At 69.8% G+C, this 21,243-nt stretch carries 20 protein-coding genes, 1 tRNA gene and 1 riboswitch; of the genes, 9 read left to right on the forward strand and 12 right to left on the reverse strand.

Annotation, left to right across the window (positions count from 1 at the left end):
• Nucleotides 1–2: 2 nt before the first annotated feature.
• From Q0L11_RS11620 to Q0L11_RS11645, 6 genes are all read left to right on the forward strand, one after another.
• Nucleotides 3–1,364, forward strand: coding sequence for a peptidylprolyl isomerase (locus tag Q0L11_RS11620; protein ID WP_296597434.1), 1,362 nt, complete (start codon nucleotides 3–5; stop codon nucleotides 1,362–1,364).
• Entirely contained in the window at nucleotides 1,361–2,365 is a 1,005-nt protein-coding gene (gene pdxA, locus Q0L11_RS11625; RefSeq protein ID WP_296597435.1) for a 4-hydroxythreonine-4-phosphate dehydrogenase PdxA, read from the forward strand. Before Q0L11_RS11620 ends, pdxA begins: the two co-directional genes overlap by 4 nt.
• Nucleotides 2,362–3,186: a 16S rRNA (adenine(1518)-N(6)/adenine(1519)-N(6))-dimethyltransferase RsmA gene (rsmA, locus tag Q0L11_RS11630; protein WP_296597436.1), complete on the forward strand. Its 825-nt coding sequence runs from the start codon at nucleotides 2,362–2,364 to the stop codon at nucleotides 3,184–3,186. Before pdxA ends, rsmA begins: the two co-directional genes overlap by 4 nt.
• Before the next feature lie 245 nt (nucleotides 3,187–3,431).
• The gene (locus tag Q0L11_RS11635; protein ID WP_296597437.1) at nucleotides 3,432–4,103 is read left to right on the forward strand and encodes a DUF969 domain-containing protein; all 672 of its coding nucleotides are present in this window, start codon (nucleotides 3,432–3,434) and stop codon (nucleotides 4,101–4,103) included.
• Nucleotides 4,100–5,053 (forward strand): DUF979 domain-containing protein, encoded by a 954-nt coding sequence (locus Q0L11_RS11640; RefSeq protein ID WP_296597438.1) that lies wholly within the window; start codon nucleotides 4,100–4,102, stop codon nucleotides 5,051–5,053. The genes Q0L11_RS11635 and Q0L11_RS11640 overlap by 4 nt, the downstream gene beginning before the upstream one ends.
• The gene (locus tag Q0L11_RS11645; RefSeq protein WP_296597439.1) at nucleotides 5,034–6,047 is read left to right on the forward strand and encodes a DUF2891 domain-containing protein; all 1,014 of its coding nucleotides are present in this window, start codon (nucleotides 5,034–5,036) and stop codon (nucleotides 6,045–6,047) included. Before Q0L11_RS11640 ends, Q0L11_RS11645 begins: the two co-directional genes overlap by 20 nt.
• A gap of 54 nt (nucleotides 6,048–6,101) precedes the next feature.
• Here Q0L11_RS11645 and Q0L11_RS11650 read toward each other — a convergent pair whose 3' ends face one another.
• From Q0L11_RS11650 to Q0L11_RS11665, 4 genes are all read right to left on the reverse strand, one after another.
• Nucleotides 6,102–6,275, reverse strand: a complete 174-nt coding sequence (locus Q0L11_RS11650; RefSeq protein WP_296597440.1) for a hypothetical protein — start codon at nucleotides 6,273–6,275, stop codon at nucleotides 6,102–6,104.
• Between the two features lie 1,061 nt (nucleotides 6,276–7,336).
• A complete protein-coding gene (locus Q0L11_RS11655; protein WP_296597441.1) occupies nucleotides 7,337–9,256 on the reverse strand; it encodes an NAD(P)/FAD-dependent oxidoreductase in 1,920 nt (639 codons plus the stop codon).
• Nucleotides 9,257–9,337: 81 nt separating this feature from the next.
• On the reverse strand, nucleotides 9,338–10,258 hold the full coding sequence (locus tag Q0L11_RS11660) for an aldo/keto reductase (RefSeq protein WP_296597442.1): 921 nt from the start codon (nucleotides 10,256–10,258) through the stop codon (nucleotides 9,338–9,340).
• Nucleotides 10,258–11,145 carry an alpha/beta hydrolase gene (locus tag Q0L11_RS11665; protein ID WP_296597443.1) on the reverse strand — a complete coding sequence of 296 codons (888 nt, stop codon included), beginning with the start codon at nucleotides 11,143–11,145 and terminating at the stop codon, nucleotides 10,258–10,260. Before Q0L11_RS11665 ends, Q0L11_RS11660 begins: the two co-directional genes overlap by 1 nt.
• A gap of 79 nt (nucleotides 11,146–11,224) precedes the next feature.
• On the opposite strand from Q0L11_RS11665, the gene Q0L11_RS11670 reads away from it, so the two are divergent.
• Nucleotides 11,225–11,301 (forward strand) — tRNA-Val (locus Q0L11_RS11670).
• A 9-nt stretch (nucleotides 11,302–11,310) separates the two neighbouring features.
• On the opposite strand, the gene Q0L11_RS11675 is transcribed toward Q0L11_RS11670, so the two are convergent.
• The 4 genes from Q0L11_RS11675 to lon all read right to left on the reverse strand — a co-directional run bounded on the left by Q0L11_RS11675 (nucleotide 11,311) and on the right by lon (nucleotide 16,455).
• Nucleotides 11,311–12,699, reverse strand: coding sequence for a peptide MFS transporter (locus tag Q0L11_RS11675; RefSeq protein WP_296597444.1), 1,389 nt, complete (start codon nucleotides 12,697–12,699; stop codon nucleotides 11,311–11,313).
• 25 nt (nucleotides 12,700–12,724) lie between these two features.
• Nucleotides 12,725–13,309: a TMEM165/GDT1 family protein gene (locus Q0L11_RS11680; RefSeq protein WP_296597445.1), complete on the reverse strand. Its 585-nt coding sequence runs from the start codon at nucleotides 13,307–13,309 to the stop codon at nucleotides 12,725–12,727.
• A 10-nt stretch (nucleotides 13,310–13,319) separates the two neighbouring features.
• A riboswitch (yybP-ykoY riboswitch) is annotated at nucleotides 13,320–13,504 on the reverse strand.
• Between the two features lie 83 nt (nucleotides 13,505–13,587).
• Nucleotides 13,588–13,863, reverse strand: a complete 276-nt coding sequence (locus tag Q0L11_RS11685; RefSeq protein WP_296597446.1) for an HU family DNA-binding protein — start codon at nucleotides 13,861–13,863, stop codon at nucleotides 13,588–13,590.
• Nucleotides 13,864–14,058: 195 nt separating this feature from the next.
• Nucleotides 14,059–16,455, reverse strand: coding sequence for an endopeptidase La (gene lon, locus Q0L11_RS11690; protein WP_296597447.1), 2,397 nt, complete (start codon nucleotides 16,453–16,455; stop codon nucleotides 14,059–14,061).
• A gap of 350 nt (nucleotides 16,456–16,805) precedes the next feature.
• Between lon and Q0L11_RS11695 the strand changes: the two genes are divergently transcribed.
• On the forward strand, nucleotides 16,806–17,546 hold the full coding sequence (locus tag Q0L11_RS11695) for a methyltransferase (protein ID WP_296597448.1): 741 nt from the start codon (nucleotides 16,806–16,808) through the stop codon (nucleotides 17,544–17,546).
• Nucleotides 17,547–17,586: 40 nt separating this feature from the next.
• Nucleotides 17,587–18,507, forward strand: a complete 921-nt coding sequence (locus Q0L11_RS11700; RefSeq protein ID WP_296597449.1) for a DUF4350 domain-containing protein — start codon at nucleotides 17,587–17,589, stop codon at nucleotides 18,505–18,507.
• Here the strand turns inward: Q0L11_RS11700 and Q0L11_RS11705 are convergent.
• The 4 genes from Q0L11_RS11705 to Q0L11_RS11720 form a co-directional block, all read right to left on the reverse strand.
• Nucleotides 18,493–18,876 (reverse strand): DUF1428 domain-containing protein, encoded by a 384-nt coding sequence (locus tag Q0L11_RS11705; RefSeq protein WP_296597450.1) that lies wholly within the window; start codon nucleotides 18,874–18,876, stop codon nucleotides 18,493–18,495. The genes Q0L11_RS11700 and Q0L11_RS11705 overlap by 15 nt on opposite strands.
• 72 nt (nucleotides 18,877–18,948) lie before the next feature.
• Nucleotides 18,949–19,536 carry a 2-hydroxychromene-2-carboxylate isomerase gene (locus Q0L11_RS11710; RefSeq protein WP_296597451.1) on the reverse strand — a complete coding sequence of 196 codons (588 nt, stop codon included), beginning with the start codon at nucleotides 19,534–19,536 and terminating at the stop codon, nucleotides 18,949–18,951.
• Complete coding sequence (locus tag Q0L11_RS11715) at nucleotides 19,536–20,258, reverse strand: SDR family oxidoreductase (RefSeq protein WP_296597452.1); 723 nt, start codon at nucleotides 20,256–20,258, stop codon at nucleotides 19,536–19,538. The genes Q0L11_RS11710 and Q0L11_RS11715 overlap by 1 nt, the downstream gene beginning before the upstream one ends.
• A gap of 39 nt (nucleotides 20,259–20,297) precedes the next feature.
• The coding region (locus Q0L11_RS11720) for an MFS transporter (protein ID WP_296597453.1) at nucleotides 20,298–21,243 on the reverse strand (946 nt) is incomplete at its 5' end.

The following is a 21,243-nucleotide window of genomic DNA, read 5'->3' on the forward strand; positions in this document are numbered from 1 at the left end:
CCATGATGCGTTATCTGACCGGTCCCACTGCGCGGAGCGCGGCGTTCGCCTGCGCCCTGGCCGCCGTGACCGTTGCGCCCCAGGCCGTGGCGCAGCAGCCGGGAAGTGAAGCGGTCGGCACCGCGCCGGCCGAGTCGGAAGCCCCGGCCGCGCCCCGCGCGCCGGCCGGCCTGTCCGAATCCGTCGCCGCGGTGGTGAACGACGACATCATCTCCACCTACGACCTGGCGCAGCGCATGCGCCTGCTGATCGCCACCTCGGGCGTGCAGCCGACGCAGGAGAACCTGCAGCAGTTCCAGCGCGAGGCCCTGGTCTCCCTGGTCGACGAGCACCTGCAGTTCCAGGAGCTGCGGCGCGTCGAGAAGGAACAGAAGATCGAGATCCTGGCCGACGACGCCGAGGTGAACGAAGAGATCGCCGGCATGGCGCAGGGCAACAACATGCAGGCCGAGCAGTTCCTGGCCTTCCTGTCCTCGCGCGGCATCGGGGTCGACACCCTGAAGCAGCAGATCCGCGCCCAGATCAGCTGGAGCCGCTGGATCCAGGGTCGCTACGGCTCGCGCCTGCGCGTCGGCGACGACCAGATCGCGGCGACCCAGGCGCTGCTCGCCGCCCAGGCCAGCAAGCCGCAGTACAACATCGGCGAGGTGCTGATCGACGCCAACCGCGTCGGCGGGATGCCGCAGGCGATGGCCGGCGCCCAGCAGCTCGTGGCCCAGATGCAGCAGGGGGCGCCCTTCCCGGCCGTCGCCCGCCAGTTCTCGGCCCTGCCCACCGCGGCCAACGGCGGCGACGCCGGCTGGGTGAGCCCGGGCGAGGTGCCGCCGGAAGTCCAGGCGGTGCTGGAGCAGATGCGCCCGGGCCAGCTCAGCCAGCCGATCCCGGTGAAGGACGGCGTCTATATCCTCTACCTGCGCGACAAGCGGGCCGGCGGCGACTCGACCATGGTCAGCCTGAAGCAGGTGGCCATCGGCCTGGCCCAGGGCGCCAGCGCCGAGGACGAGGCCGCCGCGCGCGCGAAGCTCGCGGCGCTGAAGCCGCAGATCAAGGACTGCGCCAGCCTGGAGGCGACCGCAGCCAAGACCCAGGGCGTCATCGCCGGCGACCTCGGCGAGGCCGAGCTCAGCGACCTGGCGCCCCAGTTCCGGGAGGCGGCCGAGAAGCTGCAGGTGAACCAGGTCTCGGACCCGATCCGCACCGGCGCGGGCATGCACCTGATCGCCGTCTGCGGCCGTCACTCGGCGGGCGGCGCCCAGGCCGACAAGGAACAGATCGAGCGCCGCCTGCGCGGCCAGCAGCTCAGCATGATCGCCCGGCGCTACATGCGCGATCTGCGCAACTCGGCGACCATCGAAACGAAGTGAGGACGGGTCCGCTCGCGCTCACTCTCGGCGATCCGGCCGGCGTCGGACCGGAGATCGTCGTCAAGGCCTGGCGGGCGCTGAAGGACCAGGGACCGGCGTTCTTCGTCGTCGGCGACGCCCAGGCCGTGGCCTCGGCTCCCACGTCCAGCGCGGCGCTCGTGCGCCCCATCTCCTCGCCCGACGAAGCCGAGGCGGCGTTCGCGGACGCGATTCCCGTGCTCGACCTGCCCCTGCGGGGCCCGGTCGTCGCCGGCCAGCCCAGCCCGGCCGCCGCGCCGGCAATCATCCAGTGGATCGAGACCGCCGTCGGCCTCGCGCTGTCGAAGACCGTGTCGGGCGTCGTCACCGCCCCGATCGCCAAGGCGCCGCTCTACGAGGCCGGCTTCAAGTTCCCCGGCCACACAGAGTTCCTCGGCGAGCTGACGGCGGCCACCCGCTACGACGGCGCGCGCGGGCCGATCATGATGCTGACTGCCGCCGACCTGCGGGTGACGCTGGTGACGGTCCACGAACCGCTGGCCAGGGTCGCGGGCAAGCTCGATATCCACGGGGTGGTCAATGCCGGCCTCGTCACGGCCCAGGCCCTGCGGCGCGACTTCGGCATCGCCAGCCCCCGCCTGGCGGTCGCCGGCCTCAACCCGCACGCCGGGGAGAGCGGATCCATCGGCCGGGAAGAGGTGGAGATCGTCGAGCCGGCCGTCCGGGCGCTGCGCGATTTGGGCGTCGACGCCAAGGGCCCCTACCCCTCCGACACCTTGTTCCACGCCGAGGCGCGGGCCGGCTACGACGCGGCGCTGTGCCTCTACCACGACCAGGCGCTGATCCCGATCAAGATGCTGGACTTCTGGGGCGGCGTGAACGTGACCCTGGGCCTGCCGATCGTGCGCACCTCGCCCGACCACGGCACCGCCTTCGACATCGCTGGACGCGGGATCGCCCGCCCCGACAGCCTGATCGCCGCGATCCGCCTCGCCGACCAGATCGCGAAGACGCGCGGATGAGCCTCGAGAGCCTGCCTACCCTGCGCGAGGCGCTGGAGAGCCATGGCCTGTGGGCCAAGAAGGCGTTCGGCCAGCACTTCCTGCTCGACCTGAACGTGACGCGGAAGATCGCCCGGCTGGCGCAGGTCGGCGACGGCGACCACGTCATCGAGGTGGGTCCCGGCCCCGGCGGCCTCACCCGCGCGCTGCTGGAGACCGGCGCGAAGGTCACGGCGGTGGAGAAGGACGAGCGCTTCCGGCCCCTGCTGCAGGAGGTGGCGGACGTGGCGCCGAACCTCACCCTCGTCTTCGGCGACGCGCTGAAGGTGGACGAGGCGCAGATCGCCGGCGGCCGGCCCGCGCACCTGGTCTCCAACCTGCCCTACAACGTCGGCACGCCGCTGCTCATCAAGTGGCTGACCGGCCCGTGGACGCCCGCCTCCCTGACCCTGATGTTCCAGCGCGAGGTGGCCGACCGGATCACCGAGGGGCCCGGCGAGGACGCCTACGGGCGGCTGGGCGTGATCGTGCAGGCCACCTGCAGGGCCCAGCGCGTGCTGGACGCCCCGGCCCGCGCCTTCACCCCGCCGCCCAAGGTGGACTCGGCCGTCGTGCGCCTGGAGCCGCTGGCCGACCGGCCGAGCGCCCAGCGCCTCGACGCGCTGCAGAAGATCACCGCCGCCGCCTTCGGGCAGCGCCGCAAGATGCTGCGCTCCAGCCTGAAGGTGATGGGCGGCGAGGCGCTGATCGTCGCCGCCGGCCTCGACCCGCAGGCGCGCGCCGAGGTCGTGCCGGTGGCCGGCTTCCTGGCCCTCGCCGACGCCTGGCTGGCGCTGCGGTAACGGGTTCACCCGAGCACCTCGCACACTCGTCATCCCCGGGCTTGACCCGGGGATCCATCCCTCGGCGGCACGGTGGTGGGAGCGGATTGCGTCGCGCAATCCGCCGCCGGGACTTGCGGCAGCGGAACTATGGATCCCCGGGTCAAGCCCGGGGATGACGAGCAGGGGGGAGGAAGCCAGCCTCGACCATTGCCGAACCCTGTCGCAGCCGCTCCAATGCCAGCGGAATCGTTCGGGGAGCCGGCATGCTGACCCTTCTGGGCGTCGCCACCGTGGTGGTCGGGTTCGCCGTGCGGCTGAACCCGCTGCTGGTGGTGACCCTCGCCGCCTTCGTCACCGGCCTCGCCGCCGGGCTCTCGCCGGTCGAGGTGCTGGAAGCCTTCGGCAAGGCGTTCAACGAGAACCGCTTCGTCAGCGCCGCCTACCTGGTGCTGCCGGTGATCGGCGTCGTGGAACGCGCCGGGCTGCAGGAGCGCGCGCGCAGCCTGATCGCGCGGTTCAGGGGCGTCTCGGTCGGTCCGTTCCTGATCGGCTACCTGGCCTTCCGGCAGCTCACCTCGGCGCTGGGCCTGACCTCCATCGCCGGTCACGCCCAGAGCATCCGGCCGATGGTGGCGCCGATGGCCGAGGGCGCCGTCGAGATGCGCACCGGCCGGCCGCTCGATCCCGAGACCCGCCAGGACACCCGCGCCATGGCCTCGGCCACCGACAACATCGGCCTGTTCTTCGGCGAGGACATCTTCATCGCCATCGGCTCGATCCTGCTGATGGTCGGGTTCCTCGCCACCAGCGGCATCGTGATCGACCCGATACACCTGTCGCTGTGGGCGATCCCGACCGCGCTGATCGCGTTCGTGCTCCACGCTGGACGGCTGATCCTTTTCGACCGCCGACTGCGGCGGAGGGCGGGCGCATGATCAAGCTCACGGCCGTCTATGTCCTGGCGGGCCTGGTCTTCGCCGCCTTCGCCATCCTGAGCGCCACCGACCGCAACAACGGCAAGCGTTTCGGCAACGCCGCCTTCTGGGGCCTGGTCTCGCTGAGCTTCCTGGCGGGCGACCGGCTGGGCGACCTGGGCAACGGGATCCTGGTGCTCGGCCTGGCCGGCATCGCCGGCTTCGGCCTGCTGGGCCGCGGCCAGCCCGCCACCACCTCGCCGCAGGAGCGCAAGGCGCTGGCCGAGCGGTTCGGCGAGAAGCTGTTCGTCCCGGCCCTGACCCTGCCCGTGGTCGTGGCGCTCGGCGTGCTAGTGCTGAAGCCGCTGCAGTTCGGCGGCGTTCCGCTGCTCGACCCCAAGCAGGCCACGCTGCTGTCCCTCGCCCTGGCCGCCGTCATTGCGGTCGGCGTCGGCCTGATCCTCCTGCGCCAGCCGCCGATCAGCCCGCTGCAGGAGGGCCGCCGGCTGATGGACACCGTCGGCTGGGCCGCGCTGCTGCCGCAGATGCTGGCGGCGCTCGGCGCCATCTTCGCCCTGGCCGGGGTCGGCGAACTGGTCGGCAAGCTGGTCACCGACTGGATCCCGATGGACGCGCGCCTGACCGCGGTGGCCGTCTACTGCCTGGGCATGGCCGGCTTCACGATCATCATGGGCAACGCCTTCGCCGCCTTCCCGGTGATGACCGCCGGCATCGGCCTGCCGATCCTCATCCACCGGTTCGGCGGCGACCCGGCCGTGGTCGCCTCCATCGGCATGCTGTCGGGCTTCTGCGGCACGCTGATGACCCCGCTGGCGGCCAACTTCAACCTGGTCCCGGCCGCCCTGCTGGAGCTGCCCGACCGCTATGCCGTCATCAAGAAGCAGATCCCAACCGCCCTGCCCCTGCTGATCGCCAATGTGGTGCTGATGTATGTCCTCGCGTTCCGATAGCCGCCTGACGCCCGAACTCGCGTCCCAGTTCGCCCGCCTGGCGCTGGGCCACGTCGGCCGCGAATATCCCAACAAGATGGACCACGTGCTGGCCGGCCCCGACGACGTCCGCGGCCCCCGAGACCTGCACCCGATCTACTTCGGCAGCTTCGACTGGCACTCCTGCGTCCACGGCTACTGGACGCTGGCCACCGTCCTGCGCCTGCACCCCGACATCCCCGAGGCGCCGGCCATCCGCGCGCTGTTCGACGACGCCTTCACGGCGCGGAAGGTGGCGGCCGAGGCGGCCTACCTGGCCCGCCCCTCGTCGCGCGGCTTCGAGCGACCCTACGGCTGGGGCTGGCTGCTGAAGTTGCAGGCCGAGCTGATGGCCCACGACGCGCCGTGGGCCGCCACGCACCGCCCGCTCGCCGAGGCCTTCGCCCAGCGGTTCCGCGACTTCCTGCCGATCGCCACCTACCCCATCCGCACGGGCGTGCATTCCTCCACCAGCTTCGCCCTCGCGCTCGCCGCCGACTACGCCCGCGCGACGAATGACGACGCCCTGCTCGCCCTGTTCGCCGACAAGGCCCGCGCCTGGCACCTCGGCGACCGCGACGCCCAGGCGTGGGAGCCGTCGGGCGACGACTTCCTCTCCCCAACCCTGATGACCGCAGAGTGCCTGCGCCGCCTGCTGCCGGCCGGCGAGTTCGCGCCCTGGTTAGCCGCCTACCTGCCGCGCGCCGCGCAAGGACAGCCCGCCAGCCTCTTCATCCCCGCCGCCCCCTCCGACCGCACCGACGGCAAGATCGCCCACCTGGACGGCCTGAACCTCTCGCGCGCCTGGTGCTGGCGGAACCTGGCGGTGAGCCTGCCGGCGGAGCACCCCGCGCGGCCGGTGATCGCGGAGGCCGCGCAGGCGCACCTCGACGCCAGCCTGCCGCATGTGGCCGGCGACTACATGGGCGAACACTGGCTCGCCTCGTTCGCCCTCCTGGCGCTGTTGGTGGGCTGAGCGCGCGGGCCCGAAGCGGACGTCGCGCGGTTCTGGGAGGGGTGGGTTGTGGACCTAGGAAATCGGGTTGACCGGCAGTGGCCGTACCCAGTCTGCGCCACAAGCCTGCTGAGCAACCTCGAAGCGTTTTAGATCGTCGGTGAGAAGCAATACCTCCCGCTGGCGGATGACGAAAGGGATCGGCAGCACGTAGGGAGGCGGCGTCGTCGTGGCATAGCCGCAGATCACCCCATCCTTGGTCACAACTGATCGGATCGAGATTTCATTCCCGAACCGCTTCGTCAGGAGCGCGCGCGCCTCGTCTTGTGGGTCCTCCCCAGAGGGGCGGCAGGCATGGAGCAGAAGGCTGCAAGCAAGGAGGAGAACCGCGCACCGCATGGCGCAGCTTAACAGGAACGGTGACTATGTCCGTAACGGGTCGAGCGCGGTCTTTGTAGTCTCGCCCGGATTCCGACTTTCGCTGCACGTCAGCGTCCAGCTTGCAATTCGATTTCGGGGCTCGACTGCGGCTTGAAGTTCGAGGGGCCGCTCGCGGAGCGCCTCGTTGTGAGCGACCTGGCGAAGCTGAGTCATCGCCGGCGCCGTCGGGAGCGGTCGGGCTGGCGGCCGGCATCTTATCCGGGCGGGCCGGCAAAGAGGCTGGGTGAGATGCTGATGTCTCCGTCTCCTCCTAAGGGCGTCAAGACGCCAAGGTGCTGGCGGCCAACACCGCCATCGGCCAGGTGACGAGCGTGCTCACGGAAAGACCTAACTGTGTCGCCAGTAGGCTAGTGGGTGCAGCGACAGTCGGTTCGCTGATCGCTCCTTCCGGTCTCGTGGTCGCCGTGCTCATCCGCCAAGGGGCTTTCGCCATCCACCCGTCATCTCGACCTGTTCCTCGGCCGTCGTAGTGGTTCAGGTGTGACCTGATGTCGGCACGGCCGGCCCAAGCGAGGTAGCCAATGAGGACGGGTGGTCCACCAACACCCACGAGCGCACCCAGAAGTAGCGCGTCGCCGAGCTTGTAAGACGACATGACCGCAGCAAAGCTGACCGCCGAGGCGGCGATGGCCCCCCACATCAAGCTTGCTCGGCGCCGCCGGTGGGGGACCTTGTAGCGCGCCACCGCAAGCTCGACTTTGAGCCCGCATACGCCAGCGATACATAGCCATAGGGCCCAGGCCAGATAGATCGCAGGCTCCATCGCCTCAATAGACCTTACGCCTGAGAGACCGACAAGGCTGCGTCAAACCTCGCCCCCCATTGCGCCCTTGGGCCGGGGGAAGAGAGGGGGTTGAGGAGACGGAGCGTCACGCCGGCTCGGGCACCTTCTCCAGCACGAAGTCGTCCGGGTTGGGGGCCAGCGTCGCGCGCCAGTAGTCGATGAGGCCGAAGGGCCAGTTCTGGCTCACGCGGCCCAGGCTGTTCTTGTACCAGCTCGACACGTGCGGCGAGCCCCAGGCCCAGCCCGCGTTGGCCTCGTCGACGCGGCGGTTGAAGTCGTCGTGGACGGCGGCCTTGACCTCCATCGACCGGGCCCCGCTCTCGGCCAGCAGGCGCAGGGCGCCCACGATGTAGCGGACCGAGCACTCGGAGAAGAAGATGATCGAGCCGTTGACCACGATGTTGGTGTTGGGCCCGTAGGTGATGAAGAAGTTCGGGAAGCCCGGCACGGTCATGCCGAGGTAGGCCCGCGCGTCGCCGTTCCAGACGTCGTGCAGGTCGCGGCCGCCCTTGCCTTTCACCTTCAGGAACGACAGGAAGTTCGAGGCCTGGAAGCCGGTGCCGTAGATCAGCACGTCGAACTCGTGCTCGACCCCGTCGGCGGTCTTGACGCCCTTGGCGGTGATCTCGGCGATCTTGTCGGTGACCAGCTCGACGTTCGGACGCTTCAGCGCCGCCAGCCAGACGCCGTTGTCCAGCACGGCCCGCTTGCCGCCGATCGGATAGTCCGGGACCACCTTGTCGGCCAGGTCGGGGCGGTCGGCCACCTGGGCCTGCAGGGCCATGGCCGCCATCTCGCGCAGCATGGCGTTCTCGGGCCCGACGGCGGTCTTGGGGCCCGTCCAGTTCGGATCGGACTTCACCATCGGCAGGAAGCCCTCGGTGGTCATCCAGAACAGATAGAAGCGGTACCACTTGTCGAAGAAGGGCACGTGCTCCAGCACCCACTTCATGTTGTCGGCGACGTCGTCGTGGTAGTGCGGCGCCGGCAGGCCCCACGGCGGCGTGCGCTGGAACACGGTCAGCTTGGCCACGTAGGGCGCGATCTCGGGCACGAACTGGTAGGCCGAGGCGCCGGTGCCGATCACCCCCACCCGCTTGCCCTTCAGGTCCACGTCGTGCCGCCATTCGGCCGAGTGGAACGCGGGGCCCTCGAAGCTGCCCAGGCCCTTGATGTCGGGGAAGCGCGGGCGGTTGAGCTGGCCGACGCACGAGACGACGGCGTTGGCCTCGACCACCTCGGTCTGGCCGTCCTTCTTCAGCGTGCAGCGCCAGACGGCGCGCGCCTCGTCCCAGGCGACGCTCTCGACCCACGTGCCGAAGCGGATGTGCTTCTTCAGGTCGTACTTCTTGGCGACGCCGCGGAAGTACTCCAGCAGCACCGGCTGAGGCGAGAAGTGCTGCGGCCAGGCGTGGCTGGGCTCGAACGAGTAGCTGTACATGTGGTTCGAGTTGTCCACCCGGCAGCCGGGATAGGTGTTCTCGAACCAGGTGCCGCCCACGTCGGCGTTCTTGTCGACGATCTCGAACGGCACGCCGGCCTGGCTGAGGCGGATGCCGGTGAGCAGGCCCGACATGCCCGCGCCGATCACCAGCACCTTCAGCTTGCGCGCCGCGTCCTGCAGCTTGGGCTGGTCGAACTGCGGGTCCTTGCTGCTGCGCCCGTCGAGGGTCAGTTCGTCCATCAGGAAGTCGACGTACTCCGGGGGGATCGGCGCGCCGGCCACGAAGTCCATCTGGCGGCGCAGGGTCGCGGTGTCCGGCTTCGGCATGGCCAGCGGCTTGCCGGCGATGTGGGCGCGAATGGCCTCGGCGGCGGCCTTGCGCGCGGCGGCCTGCTGCTCCGGTGAAATGCCCAGGTCCTCGCGGTCCATCGGGTTGTAGACCGGCGTCCACTCGGGCCGCAGCCAGCTCGCGTCGCCCGTCAGGTGGACCATGGCGGTCAGCAGCGCCGGAAGGTGCGCGTCCTTCAGGACGTCTTCGAGGTTCCCGGGAACGTCAGCCATATGCTCCTGCCCTTAGATTATCGTTGTTCTCCTAGGCCAGCATGACTCCCGGCGCGGGCCGGTGGAAGTCCTCACGCCACGTCAACGGCTTACGCGCTGGGCGGCGTGGATGCGGGCCATGACGCCGTCGGGGAGGACCCTGCCGCTCGCGGCCAGGTTCTCCCGCAGGTGCGCCGGCCGCGTGGCGCCGAACACGGCCGCGCTGACCCCCGGGTTGGCCAGCAGATAGGCCAGCGCCGCCTGGGAGCCTGTCATGTCCGGCAGGCGGTGCAGGAAGGTGAAGTGCTGGCCGCGGACCAGTTCGCCCCGGTGCTTCGCCAGCGCCCGGGCGGCGTACCACAGGTCCTGCGGCCCCTTCAGGCGCGAGAGCAGCGGCCGGGTGTGGCCCATGGCCAGCGGCATGCCGGCCAGGACGCCCTTCCCCGCCGCGGCGGCGCGGGCGATCAGCGGCTCGCGCTCGGGGCGCAGGACGTTGTAGTCGACCATCACCGCGTCGAAGACCTCCAGGCCGATCGCATGCTCGATCACCGCCGGATCGAAGCTGTTCAGCCCGACGGCGCGGGCCAGGCCCCTCGCCTTCAGCCCCGCCAGCGCCGCCAGCATCGGCTCGTCCAGCTCGTGGATCGCCGGGCCGTGAAGCTGGAGCAGGCCCAGCGTCTCCAGGCCCAGGTTGCGCAGGCTGCGCTCGGCGCTGGCGACGATGGCGGCGGGGGTCATGTCGCGGGCGATCCGGCCGCCGCCGGCGTGGTAGGTGCCGGCCTTGGTGGCGATCACCAGGCGCGAGGCGTCCCGCCCCTTCAGCGCCCGCCCCAGGCGCGGCTCGGCCTCGCCCGCCGAATAGCTGGCGCCGGTGTCGAACAGGGTGACGCCCCGGTCGATGGCCTCGTGCACGAGGCCCAGCGCGGTCCGCTCGTCGAAGCGCGGCTTGCCCCACCAGCTCGCGCAGCCGAAGCCCAGTTCCGAGACGGTCAGGCCGCTGCGGCCCAGGGGACGGTATCGCATCAGCGCAGCGCGCGGACTTCGCGGTCGACGACCTTCGCCACCTCGCCCCACGCGGCGGTCGTCGGGATCACCACGTCGAAATGGCTGACGCCCGGCAACGCCACGGCCTCGGCGCTGTCGCCGGCCGCTTGGGCGCGTTCGGCGTAGGCGACGCCCGTGGGCGGCGGCATGACGTGGTCCAGCGTGCCCGAGATCATCACGGTCCGGGTCCCGGTCGGCAGCAATTCCGCCGGCGACGTGTCGGCGTAGGCGGCCGGGCCGCGCTCGGCCAGGCCGATGATCCGCGGGATCGGTTCGGGCCCACAGGCGCCGGCGAAGACGTCGCGCTGCCCCTTCAGATCGCCGATGCCGCCCAGGCCGATCACCGCGCGGATCGGCAGCGGGTCGGCGCGCCACAGCGGACTGGTCTTCGGCAGCTTGCCCCGCGCGGCCGCCCAGAGCGCCAGATGCCCGCCGGCCGAATGGCCGACCGCCACGACCCGCTTCAGGTCGAACCCGTACTTCGGCGCCTCGGTCCGGAGCCGGTCCACGGCGTCGGCCACATCCAGGAAGGCGCCCGGATACTCCGCTCCCGCCTCGCCCAGCTTGCGGTACTCGACGTTCCAGACGGCGTAGCCGCGCCGCGCCAGGTCGGCGGCGATGCCGCTCGTCTGCGGCAGGCCCTGGTATTCGGCGAGGTAGCAGCCGCCGTGAATCAGCACGACGACCGGATGCGGCCCATTGCCCTTCGGCAGGAACAGCTCGGCGACCTGCGCGGGCGCGGGCCCGTAGGCGATGCGCGCGTCCGCCTTCGCCTGCGGCTGGCTCATGTAGTCCTGGACGGTGGCGGGTTCGGCCATGGCGGGTTGGGCGCACATCAGGAGGAGGATCGGGGCTAGCCGGCGCATCGCGCAACGGACTCCTGTTGATCGAGCGCGACGAGGTTCTAGGCGGGCGGCCCCGAGATGCACTAGAACCCCCTCGCGCGGGCGGCTAGCTCAGTTGGTTAGAGCACCTCGTTTACACCGAGGGGGTCGGGGGTTCGAATCCCTCGCCGCCCACCACGCGCCCCGCTAGGCCGGCTGCGCCGCGGGCGGCGCCTCGGCGTTCAGGACGCGCCGGAACAGCGGGGCGATCACCAGGATCAAGACGCCGGCCGCGGCGACGATCCCCCCGTGCATCAGCCAGAAGCTCTCCGAGCCCATGTGCTCCAGCTTCGTGCCCAGCCAGCCGGCGGTGGCGTTCGCGGCGAACAGGAACAGGTAATAGATCCCGATCACCGACCCGGAGATCGCCTGCGGCGCGGCCCGGGCGAACAGCGCCAGGCTCACGGGCAGCACATTGGCGAACCCGATGTCGTTCAGCAGGTGGAACGCGAGCAGCCACCCGGCCGAGACCTTGCCGCCGCCCGCGATGAGCGAGCCGATCCCCAGGCAGGCGACGCCCATCGCGCCGATCAGGCAGCCGATGACGATCTTGCCGAACTCGTCCGGCTCCTTGAACCGCTTGGCCCAGAGCCGCCAGAACACCACCATGCCGGCGAGGCAGCCGACCGAGACGAAGGCGTCGGCGGAGACCAGGTCCTCCGCCAGGAATTTCACGCCGAAGAGGTGCAGGTCCGCGCTCTTCTCCGCCCAGACCAGGTAGGTGACGAAGATCTGCTGGTTGCCCAGCACGGACGCCGCGAGCAGCGGCACCATCAGGACCAGCAGGAGCACGCGCTTCCAGTCGCTGGCCACCATGGCCGGCCGCTCGACGTCCATCTCGCCACGCTTGCGCAGCGGCGGATCGGACGGGAACAGTTTGCGGCCCGACAGGTAGATGACGATCGAGATCAGCATCCCGACGCCCGCGGCGCCGAAGCCCCAGTGCCACCCGATGCCGTGCGCCAGCCGGGCGACCACCAGCGGCGCCACGATCACCCCGGCGTTGATCGCCAGGTAGAAGATCTGGAAGGCGTCGGCCCGGCGGGTGTCGCCCTCGGGGTAGAGGCCGCCGACCTGGCTGGCGATGTTGCCCTTGAAGCAGCCCGAGCCGATCATCAGGCACAGCAGCGCCAGCAGGAACGGCTGCTCGAACGCCATCAGGAAATGCCCGGCGGCCATCAGCAGCGCGCCCAGGATGATGGTCGGCGTCCGGCCCAGCACCCAGTCCGCGAGCAGGCCGCCCAGTAGCGGGGTCAGGTAGACGCACGCGCCGTAGAGCCCTGCGATAGCGACGGCCAGGGCCTGGGGGCTCAGCGTTCCGCCGCGCTCCATGAGCCCGCGAAGCACCGGCAACCCGGCCACGTTCTCCACATGGCCGGGCAGCAGCAGGTGGTTGACCATGTAGAGGGCCAGGAGGGTGTTCATCCCGTAGTAGGAGAACCGCTCCCAGGCCTCGGTGAACGCCAGATAGCCCAGCGCCTTCGGATGGCCCAGGAAGGCCCTGTCGCTGCGATCGGCAGCGGTGGTCGCGGTCATCGGATTCTCCAAACCCCGCAGGACCTTAGACGTGGAACCCCGGCCGGATAAAGGCCGCCAGCAGCGCCCAGGCGCCGATGGCCGCAAAGACGATGGCCGCCGCGATCCGCACATACTTCAGCGGCACGACCTTCGTGGCGGCTTCACCCAGGAAGACGGCCGGCACGTTCGCCAGCATCATGCCCAGGGTGGTGCCCGCCGCGACGACTGCGATGTCCTGGAAGCGGGCGGCCAGCAGGGTGGTGGCGATCTGGGTCTTGTCGCCGATCTCGACCAGGAAGAAGGCCACCAGGGTGGTCAGGAACACCCCGCCCGCCGACTTGGCCGCCGCGTCGTCGTCCTCCTTGTCGGGGATCAGCGCCCAGGCCGCCATGGCGATGAAGCCCACGCCGACCAGGATCTGGAACGTCGGGCCGGTGAGGTACTTGGCGACCACGAAGCCCAGCGTCGCGGCCAGGCCATGGTTGGCCAGCGTCGCGGCGAGGATGCCGAGGATGATGGGCACGGGCTTGCGGAAGCGCGCCGCCAGCATGATGGCGAGGAGCTGGGTCTTGTCGCCGATCTCGGCGACGGCCACGAGGCCGGTGGAGACGAGGAAGGGTTCGAGCACGGAGCACACCAGGGGACGCGGCGATCGACACGACGACGCAAGACCCCCGCCGCGCCCGTAGGCTAGTGAGGCCGCATCGCCGGTCTCGCCAATCCGGACCCGAAGGTCCGCCGCACGCGCCATGATCCGAAAGGACCAAGTTTGTTGACGCGGGCTCCGCTGTGGTGCGGACGGCTACTCCCCGAAGAGGCGGTTCTCCTAACCCGCCACGTCCGCGAAGGCCAAACGAAAAAGAGCGGCCGCGACGAGCGGCCGCCCCGTCTCTCCTCGGTACGATCCTAGCTGTTCAGCGTGCTCTTCAGCGAATCGCCCACCCGGAACCGGCAGGTCTGCTGCGCCGGCCGCTTCACGCGTTCGCCGGTCTTGGGATTGCGCGCCACGCCGGCGGCGCGCTTCACCGGCACGAAACTTCCAAAGCCCACCAGACGGACCTCGTTGCCCGCCTTCAGCGAGGTCGAGACGGACTCCATGAAGGCGTCGAGGGCTTCCTTCGCCTGCGCCTTGTTCAAGCCCGCCCTGTCGGCGATCGCCGAGACGAGTTCGGCCTTCGTCATACTGTTTTCTCCCAGCCCAATTTTCTTTTGGCGTGGGAAGTCTTGGGCCGCGCCCCCCTACGCCTTGTTCGAATTCACGCACGGGAAAGCGTGGCCGTCAAACGGACGCGGCGCGGGAATCCCTTCCCGCGCCGCGCTTGTCACCAAATTTGATCGCGGGCCGGCCGGGGCCGGCCGCGATACCCGGTCTTCTAATTAGTGGAGACCGACCGCGTCGCCCGCGTCGTCGCCGTCGACCGCCACGGCCACCGGTGTCGGCTCGGTCCACTCGATCGCCACCGGCTGGCGGGTCAGGGCCTTGGCCAGGACCTCGTCCATGGTGTTGACCGGGATGATCTCCAGCGCCGACTTCACGTTGTCCGGGATGTCGGCCAGGTCCTTTTCGTTCTCCTGCGGGATCAGCACGGTCTTCACGCCGGAGCGCAGGGCCGCGAGCAGCTTCTCCTTCAGGCCGCCGATGGCGGTCACCCGGCCCCGCAGCGTGACTTCGCCGGTCATGGCGATGTCGGCCCGGATCGGGATGCCCGTCAGGACGGAGACGATGGCGGTGGCCATGGCCGCGCCGGCGGACGGACCGTCCTTGGGCGTGGCGCCGTCCGGCACGTGGATGTGGACGTCGGTGCGCTCGAAGACCGGCGGCTCGATGCCGAACTTCGTGGCACGGCTGCGGACATAGCTGTTCGCCGCCGAGATCGACTCCTTCATCACGTCCTTCAGGTTGCCCGTGATGGACATGCGGCCCTTGCCCGGCATCTTGACCGCTTCGATGGTCAGGATGTCGCCGCCGAACTCGGTCCACGCCAGGCCGGTGATGATGCCGACCGCGTCTTCCTTGTCCGTCTCGCCGTAGCGGAACTTCTTGACCCCCGCGTACTTGGCCAGGCGCTCGTCGTCGATGGTGATCGACTTGAGGCCCTCGCGGCCCAGGTCACGGACGGTCTTGCGCGCCAGGTTGCCCAGCTCGCGTTCCAGGCTCCGGACGCCGGCTTCGCGGGTGTAGTAGCGGATGAGGCCGCGGACGGCGTCTTCCGGCACCACGAACTCCTCCGGCTTCAGGCCGTGGTCCTTGGTCAGCTTCGGCAGGATGTGCCGCTTGGCGATCTCGACCTTCTCGTCCTCAGTGTAGCCGGGGATGCGGATGATCTCCATGCGGTCCAGCAGCGGCTGGGGCATGTTGAGCGAGTTCGCCGTGGTGACGAACATCACCGGCGACAGGTCGTAGTCCACCTCCAGGTAGTGGTCGGCGAACGTCGAGTTCTGCGCCGGGTCCAGCACCTCGAGCAGGGCCGAGGACGGGTCGCCCCGCCAGTCGGCGCCCATCTTGTCGATCTCGTCCAGCAGGAAGAAGGCGTTGGTCGTCTTGGCCTTCTTCATCGACTGGATGACCTTGCCGGGCATCGAGCCGATGTAGGTCCGGCGGTGGCCGCGGATCTCGGCCTCGTCGCGCACGCCACCCAGGGAGACCCGGACGAACTCGCGGCTGGTGGCCTTGGCGATGGACTTGCCCAGGGACGTCTTGCCGACACCGGGAGGACCAACCAGGCACAGGATCGGGCCCTTCAGCGTCCCCACGCGGCTCTGCACCGCCAGGTACTCCAGGATCCGTTCCTTGACCTTCTCCAGGCCGTAGTGGTCCTCGTTGAGGATGTCCTCGGCCTTCTTCAGGTCGATGGGCTTCTGCTTGGCCTTGCCCCACGGGATCGAAAGCAGCCAGTCCAGGTAGTTCCGGACCACGGTGCTCTCGGCCGACATCGGGCTCATGTTGCGCAGCTTCTTCAGCTCCGCCTCGGCCTTCGTCCGCGCTTCCTTGCTGAGCTTGGTCTTCTTGATCCGCTTCTCGAGCTCGATCAGCTCGTCGCGGTGGTCGTCCTGTTCGCCCAGCTCGCGCTGGATCGCCTTCATCTGCTCGTTCAGATAGTACTCGCGCTGGGTCTTCTCCATCTGCCGCTTCACGCGGTTCCGGATCTTCTTCTCGGTCTGCATGACCGAGATCTCGCCCTCCATCAGGGCGTAGACCTTCTCCAGGCGCTTCACGACGTTGAAGACTTCCAAAAGCTGCTGCTTCTCGGCGATCTTGACGCTGAGGTGGCCGGCGATGCGGTCGGCGAGCTCGCTGGGGTTGTCGATCTGCGGGATCGCGGCCAGCGCCTCGGGCGGCACCTTCTTGTTCAGCTTAACGTAGTTCTCGAACTGCTCGATCACCGCGCGGCTCAGGGCCTCGGCTTCGGGAGAGCCCGCGCCGTCCTCCTGGACCATGGCGATCTCGGCTTCGTAGTAGTCGCCCGAGCCGGTGAAGCGGCTGATGCCCGCGCGCGCCTTGCCCTCGACCAGCACCTTAACGGTGCCGTCCGGAAGCTTCAGCAGTTGCAGGATCGTGGCGACGACGCCGACGTCGTAGATGGCGTTGGGCGACGGATCGTCGTCGTCCTTGTCCTTCTGCGTCGCCAGCAGGATCTGCTTGCCCTCGGCCCGCATCGCCTCTTCGAGCGCGCGCACGGACTTTTCCCGGCCCACGAAGAGCGGCACCGGTTGATGCGGGAAGACAACGATGTCCCGCAGGGGCAGGATCGGAAGGATCTTGATCTCTGACATGATGCTCTAACTCCTGGCGGGCCCCTTTGGTGGCGACCTCGCCTTCCGGATCGCAGTCACTCAAACGATGCGCTTGAGTCGTACGACCCGTCCGCCACGGCGGGCGGCTGTCCGACGATTTATGTGGACGGTTTCCAACGCCTTTCAAGCGTCGCAAGAACCATGCGCGACACTGCGTCCCATCGCCCCAGTTACGCTAGCTTGACCGGGAAAGACGCGGGTCGGCGCGCAAGGCCGTGCCCCGTTCACGACCAGTGAGATAGGGTTTCGCGCCGTTCGTCTCAAGTGTGTCGTCGTTCGGGCCAGGGGCGTTAGTCTCGCCATCCGCTGTCCCGTCGAAGGAAGTCCCGATGAAGCGCCTCCCGCTCCTCGCCGCCGCCCTCCTGCTGCTGACGCCTGTCGCCGCCAAGGCCGCCCTCCCCGCTTCGGTGATCGCGAACCCGGCCCGGGCCGCGGACGCCAAGATCGACGCTCGCCGTAAGGGCCCGGAGATCGTCGCCCTCGCCGAGGTGAAGCCCGGCCAGCGGGTCTACGACCTCATCCCCGGCGGCGGCTATTTCACGCGGCTGTTCAGCCTGGCCGTCGGCCCGGCGGGTCGGGTCTATGCCGTCTGGCCCAACGAATACGACAAGGTCTCGCAGCCCGACTCCGACGTGATGCGGAAGATGGCGGCCGCCGCGCCCTTCACGAACGTGGTGGTGCTGACCCAACCGGCCAAGGCCTTCAGCGCGCCCGAGCCGCTGGACCTCGTCTTCACCTCCCAGAACTACCACGACTATCCCGACCCCTTCATGGGCAAGGTCGACCCCGCCGTCCTGAACGCGGCGGTGTTCAAGGCGCTGAAGCCCGGCGGGCTGTTCGTGATCGTCGACCATCGGGGCCGCCCCGCGACCGGGATGACGGAAACCGACACGCTTCACCGGATCGACATCGCCACGGTGAAGCAGCAGGTCGCAGCGGCGGGCTTCCGGTTCGAGGGCGAGAGCAAGCTGCTCGCCAATCCGAAGGACCCGCTGACGGCCAGCGTCTTCGACAAGTCGATCCGCGGGAACACGGACCAGTTCATCCTGAAGTTCAGGAAGCCGCGCTAGGGCCGTTGCGGACCTCCGCGCCGCGCGCGAAGAGTTGCAGATGGCGCCCAGAATGCCCGTCGCCTTCCTGTCTGCGCTTGCACTGCTGGCCGCGCCCGGGCCGGCGTGGTCGCAAGCGGTGGCGAACAGCGAGACCGACCTCTCCGTCGCCCATCCGGCCTACCCGACCGGCGCGGGCCCGGTGGTCGCGCTCGACGAAGGACACCACAACTACCACACGCTCGAGGGGCGCTATGCGCCCTTTGCGGCCGTGCTGCGCCACGACGGGTATCGGGTCAGCGCCCTGCGGGGCGAGTTCAGCGCTGCGAAGCTCTCGACGGTGCGCGTGCTTGTCATCGCCAACGCCCTGGCGCCGTCCAACGCTCAGAGCTGGAAGCTGCCCACGCCCTCGGCGTTCGCGCCGGCCGAGATCGCGGCGGTGCAGGCCTGGGTGAAGGGCGGCGGAGCCCTGTTCCTCATCGCCGACCACATGCCATTCGCCGGCGCCGCCACCGATCTCGCCAAGGCGTTCGACTTCGCCTTCGAGAACGTCGCCGCCGTGAAGGGCGACGGCCGCACGCCTGAGATTTTCACGCCCGGCGACGGGACACTGGTCGAGAGCCCCATCACTCGCGGCTCGGGCCGGGCGGCTCCTGTCAGCGAGGCGCAGACCTTCACCGGCTCCGCCTTCCGCGCCCCAGCCGGCGCGATCCCGATACTGCGGCTGGATGAGGGCTGGGCGCTCCTCTACCCGTCGGAATGGGCCAAGTTCGACCCCGAGACGCCGCGCCGCGCGGCGACGCGCGATGATCTGCGCGCCGCCGCCCTCGTCTATGGCAAGGGCCGGATCGTCGTGGTCAGCGAGGCCGCCATGTTCACCAACCAGCTTGTGAAGGGCGCGCCGTACGGCTTCGGCCAGCCCTCGGCGCGGCAGGACAAGCAGCTCTTGCTCAACATCGTTGAGTGGCTAACCGCCCGCTGACGCCGCCTCGGCCTTGGACCGGCCCACCGTCAGCATCGGCGCGAAACAGCCCAGGATCAGGCGCTGGGCGTCGAAGGGCGGCTCGCCGGCGGACTCCATGCGCGGGTCGTCGTGCATCTTCGCCTCGGCGGCCTCGAAGCTCGCCTTGTCGGGCCAGACCTGCCAGGCGAAGACGATCTTCTCGCCCGGCCGCGCCGCCACGGCGCGGCGGAAGTCGGTCGCCTTCCCGTCGGGCACGAAGTCCTCCCAGCACTCGACGATTTCCAGGCAGCCGTACTCCCTGAAGAAGGCCGCGCCGTTCTCGGCCCACCGGCGGTAATCGTCGCGCCGGTCCCCCGGCACGGGAATGACGAGGCCGCAGACATACATGGGGACGGGCTCCTTCCGGTTTGTGCGCGGACAGAATGCCGCGCGCCCGGACCCAATTCTGTCAGCAGTCGCCTAGGCCGCCAGCGCTTCCTCCACCCAGTCCAGGCGGTCCTGGCCGAAGTACATCTCGCCGCCCACGAAGAACGTCGGCGCGCCGAACGCCCCGTGCGCGACGGCCTTGTCCGTCGTGGCCTTCAGCCGCGCCTTGGTCTCATCGGCGTTGATCAGGGCCATGAACTCGTCTCCGCCCAGGCCTGCACGGGCGAGAACCGGCTGCATTTCAGCGGGATCGCCCAGGTTCTTCGAGTCCCGCCACATGGCGTCGAAGACAGCGGTCAGATAGGCCATGAACCGCGGGTCGCCCTGCAGCCCGGCCGCGCCCCGCATCAGGTGCAGGGTGTTGATCGGGAAGAACGGGTTGCGCGCGAAGGGTACGCGGTGGCGCTTCGCGAACCGCGCCAGGTCGACGGTGGTCCACGCGCCCTTGGCCGGGACCTCGGCCGGCGAATGGTTGCCGGTCGCCTTGAACACCCCGCCCAGCAGGAACGGCTGCCAGTCGATCGTCGCCCCCGTCCGCGCGGCGATGGCGGGCAGGCGCTTGAAGGCCACGTAGCTGGCCGGGCTGCCCACGTCGAAGAAGAATTCGACCGTCTTGCCCATCAGAAGGTCTCCATCCACGGCCGCAGGTCCAGTTCGTGGGTCCACGCGTCGCGCGGCTGGGTGTGCAGCATCCAGTAGGCGTCGGCGATGTGGTCCGGATTGAGGATGCCGTCCCGGTCCTTCAGCGCGTAGCGATCGGGGAAGTTCTCGGCGATCCAGGCGGTGTCGATAGCCCCGTCGATGATGGTGTGGGCCACGTGGACGCCCTTCGGTCCCAGTTCGCGCGCCATGCTCTGGCTCAGCGCCCGCAGCCCGTGCTTGGCCGAGGCGAACGCCGCAAAGCCTTCGCGCCCGCGCACGCTGGCCGTGGCGCCGGTGAAGATGATCGTGCCCCTGCCCCGCGGCTCCATCTTCTTCGCCGCCTCGCGTCCGGCCAGGAACCCGGCGAAACAGGCCATCTCCCAGACCTTGAAGAACACCCGGCTGGTGGTCTCCGCGATGGGGAAGCGGACGTTCGCGCCGATGTTGAAGACGCAGGCCTCGATGGGCGCGATCTTTGCTTCGACCGCGTCGAAGAGCGCCACCATCTGCTCCTCGTTCCGCGCGTCCACGCCGAACGGGTGGGCCTTGCCGCCGTCGGCGCGGATCGCCTCGGCCAGCGGCTGAAGCTGCTCGGCGTTGCGGCGCAGGATCACTGCCTCGAAGCCTTCGCGGGCGAACCGGCGGGCGATGGCGCCGCCCAGGGCGTCACCGGCCCCGACGACGATGATCGACTTGCTCATGCGCCTATTAAATGATGCGCATCATATAAGCGCAAGGCGTCACACGCCGTCGCCGCGGCGCTGCAACATCGACACCGCCAGCAGCCCGGCCCCGCCGGCCACGGCCGCGGCGACCAGCAGTCCCGCCCGGAAGCCTTTCAGGATGGCGTCGGGGTCGCCCCCGACCAACGCAAACCCGATCAGCGCGACCGCCAGCAGCCCGGCGACGCGCGCGACGGCGTTGTTGATCCCCGAGGCCGCGCCCTCGTATTCGCCGTCGACCGCCTCCAGGACGGCATCCGTCAGCGGCGCCACGGCGAGGCCCAGTCCGAAGGCCATCACGGCGAGCCCCGGGAAAATGCCCGTCCAGTAGTCCGCGGTCCCGGCGCGCCACGCCATGAGCACGAAGCCCGTAGCCACCAGCGCCGGGCCCGCGGCGAGCAGGGCCCGCGCGCCCAGCCGCGCGACCAGGCGTCCCGCGATCGGCGACAGGACCGCCAGGCCGATCGAGAGCGGCAACAGCGCCGCCCCCGCGACGGCGGCCGGATAATGATGCACCCGTAAGAGCAGGAACGGCAGCAGGAACAGCGCGCCGCCGAAGGCCCCGTACAGGAGGAGGGTGTAGGCGTTCAGGCCGGAGAACTGGCGCGACCGGAACAGCTCCAGCGGCATCATAGGGCTGGCCGCGCGGCGCTCGATCGCGAGGAAACCCGCGAGGGCGCCCGATCCCAGCACGAGCCCGGCCACCACGGCGGGGTGGCCGAAGCCGAGCCTCGGCGCCTCGGTCAGCGCCCAGGTCAGCGCGCCGAGGCCTGCGGTGGCGGCGACCGCGCCGAGCACGTCGACCGGCCCCGCACGGGCGCCGCGGCTCTCGCGCGCGGCGGCGGCGACCAGCCAGACCGCCAGCGCGGCGATGGGCAGGTTGATCAGGAAGACGGCGCGCCACGACACCGCTTCCGTCAGCCAGCCACCGAGCACGGGGCCGACGGCGCTCATCAGGCCGCTG

This window comes from Phenylobacterium sp. (assembly GCF_024508875.1).
Classification (GTDB): domain Bacteria; phylum Pseudomonadota; class Alphaproteobacteria; order Caulobacterales; family Caulobacteraceae; genus Phenylobacterium.

Bases quoted from the DNA above. Each gene is read 5' to 3' on its own strand.
- Q0L11_RS11620 (WP_296597434.1), top strand. From the start codon at position 3: ATGATGCGTTATCTGACCGGTCCCACTGCGCGGAGCGCGGCGTTCGCC.
- rsmA (WP_296597436.1), top strand. From the start codon at position 2,362: ATGAGCCTCGAGAGCCTGCCTACCCTGCGCGAGGCGCTGGAGAGCCAT.
- Q0L11_RS11635 (WP_296597437.1), top strand. From the start codon at position 3,432: ATGCTGACCCTTCTGGGCGTCGCCACCGTGGTGGTCGGGTTCGCCGTG.
- Q0L11_RS11640 (WP_296597438.1), top strand. From the start codon at position 4,100: ATGATCAAGCTCACGGCCGTCTATGTCCTGGCGGGCCTGGTCTTCGCC.
- Q0L11_RS11645 (WP_296597439.1), top strand. From the start codon at position 5,034: ATGTCCTCGCGTTCCGATAGCCGCCTGACGCCCGAACTCGCGTCCCAG.
- Q0L11_RS11655 (WP_296597441.1), bottom strand. From the start codon at position 9,256: ATGGCTGACGTTCCCGGGAACCTCGAAGACGTCCTGAAGGACGCGCAC.
- Q0L11_RS11660 (WP_296597442.1), bottom strand. From the start codon at position 10,258: ATGCGATACCGTCCCCTGGGCCGCAGCGGCCTGACCGTCTCGGAACTG.
- Q0L11_RS11665 (WP_296597443.1), bottom strand. From the start codon at position 11,145: ATGCGCCGGCTAGCCCCGATCCTCCTCCTGATGTGCGCCCAACCCGCC.
- Q0L11_RS11675 (WP_296597444.1), bottom strand. From the start codon at position 12,699: ATGACCGCGACCACCGCTGCCGATCGCAGCGACAGGGCCTTCCTGGGC.
- Q0L11_RS11685 (WP_296597446.1), bottom strand. From the start codon at position 13,863: ATGACGAAGGCCGAACTCGTCTCGGCGATCGCCGACAGGGCGGGCTTG.
- lon (WP_296597447.1), bottom strand. From the start codon at position 16,455: ATGTCAGAGATCAAGATCCTTCCGATCCTGCCCCTGCGGGACATCGTT.
- Q0L11_RS11695 (WP_296597448.1), top strand. From the start codon at position 16,806: ATGAAGCGCCTCCCGCTCCTCGCCGCCGCCCTCCTGCTGCTGACGCCT.
- Q0L11_RS11700 (WP_296597449.1), top strand. From the start codon at position 17,587: ATGGCGCCCAGAATGCCCGTCGCCTTCCTGTCTGCGCTTGCACTGCTG.
- Q0L11_RS11705 (WP_296597450.1), bottom strand. From the start codon at position 18,876: ATGTATGTCTGCGGCCTCGTCATTCCCGTGCCGGGGGACCGGCGCGAC.
- Q0L11_RS11710 (WP_296597451.1), bottom strand. From the start codon at position 19,536: ATGGGCAAGACGGTCGAATTCTTCTTCGACGTGGGCAGCCCGGCCAGC.
- Q0L11_RS11715 (WP_296597452.1), bottom strand. From the start codon at position 20,258: ATGAGCAAGTCGATCATCGTCGTCGGGGCCGGTGACGCCCTGGGCGGC.